The organism is Mesorhizobium sp. M7A.F.Ca.CA.003.01.2.1 (genome assembly GCF_003998945.1).
Classification (GTDB): domain Bacteria; phylum Pseudomonadota; class Alphaproteobacteria; order Rhizobiales; family Rhizobiaceae; genus Mesorhizobium; species Mesorhizobium ciceri.
This window is the reverse complement of sequence record NZ_RZRA01001163.1, coordinates 1-1,479: the sequence shown is the minus strand read 5'-3', so window position 1 is coordinate 1,479 and position 1,479 is coordinate 1. Positions and strand designations below refer to the sequence as shown.

The window sequence follows — 1,479 nt, the reverse complement described above, 5'->3', positions numbered from 1 at the left end:
GTCATCGACGCCCTGGAGCAACTGGTGGCGTCCCGCTTCGGCGAGGAATGCTGATCTGGTAGAGCGCGATATGCGTCCGAGAGACATGCAGGGATAAAGATTTCTTTATATCCCATTGTCGTCCTTGCTCCGATCTGCTAGTCAGGCCGGCAATTCGCGCCCTTGGACGCGCCGACCGGCGCGGGCGTGTCCGCAACAAATTCGCAAGCACAACATTCGCATCGGAGTACTGCCATGACGGGTAGCAAGGACTATGTGGTCGCCGACATCTCGCTTGCCGGCTGGGGCCGCAAGGAACTCGAGATCGCCGAAACCGAAATGCCGGGCCTGATGGCCTGCCGTGAGGAATTCGGCCCCAAGCAGCCGCTCAAGGGTGCGCGCATCACCGGCTCGCTGCACATGACCATCCAGACGGCGGTGCTGATCGAGACGCTGAAGGCGCTTGGCGCCGATATCCGCTGGGCCTCCTGCAACATCTTCTCGACCCAGGACCATGCGGCCGCGGCCATCGCCGAGGCCGGCATCCCGGTGTTTGCCGTCAAGGGCGAGTCGCTGGAGGAGTATTGGGACTACACCGACAAGATCTTCCAGTGGGCCGATGGCGGCCTCTCCAACATGATCCTCGATGATGGCGGCGACGCCACCATGTACATCCTGATCGGCGCCCGCGCCGAGGCCGGCGAGGACGTGCTGTCCAACCCGCAGAGCGAGGAAGAGGAATATTTCTACGCCCAGGTCAAGAAGCGCCTGAAGGCTTCGCCCGGCTTCTTCACCAAGCAGAAGGCGGCGATCCGCGGCGTCACCGAAGAGACGACCACCGGCGTCAACCGCCTCTACCAGCTGCAGAAGAAGGGCCTGCTGCCCTTCCCCGCAATCAACGTCAACGACTCGGTCACCAAGTCGAAGTTCGACAACAAGTATGGCTGCAAGGAATCGCTGGTCGACGGCATCCGCCGCGGCACCGACACGATGATGGCCGGCAAGGTCGCTGTCGTGTGCGGTTATGGCGACGTCGGCAAGGGCTCGTCGGCCTCGCTCAAGGGCGCCGGTGCCCGCGTCAAGGTCACCGAGGTCGATCCGATCTGCGCCCTGCAGGCTGCGATGGACGGTTTTGAAGTCGTCACGCTGGAAGATGCAGCCCCCACCGCCGACATCGTCATCACCACCACCGGCAACAAGGATGTCGTCACCCTCGACCATATGCGCTCGATGAAGGACATGGTCATCGTCGGCAACATCGGCCACTTCGACAATGAGATCCAGGTCGCCGCGCTGCGCAATTTGAAATGGACCAACGTCAAGCCGCAGGTCGATATGATCACCTTCGCGGACGGCAAGCGGATGATCCTTTTGTCGGAAGGACGGCTGCTCAATCTCGGCAACGCCACCGGCCACCCGAGCTTCGTCATGTCGGCATCCTTCACCAACCAGGTGCTGGCGCAGATCGAGCTCTACACCAAGCCCGGCCAGTACGAGAAC

At 62.1% G+C, this 1,479-nt stretch carries 1 protein-coding gene; it reads left to right on the top strand.

The features are described 5' to 3' along the window. Positions 1 to 234: 234 nt before the first annotated feature. The coding region (gene ahcY / locus EN969_RS30805) for an adenosylhomocysteinase (RefSeq protein WP_127419723.1) at positions 235 to 1,479 on the top strand (1,245 nt) is incomplete at its 3' end.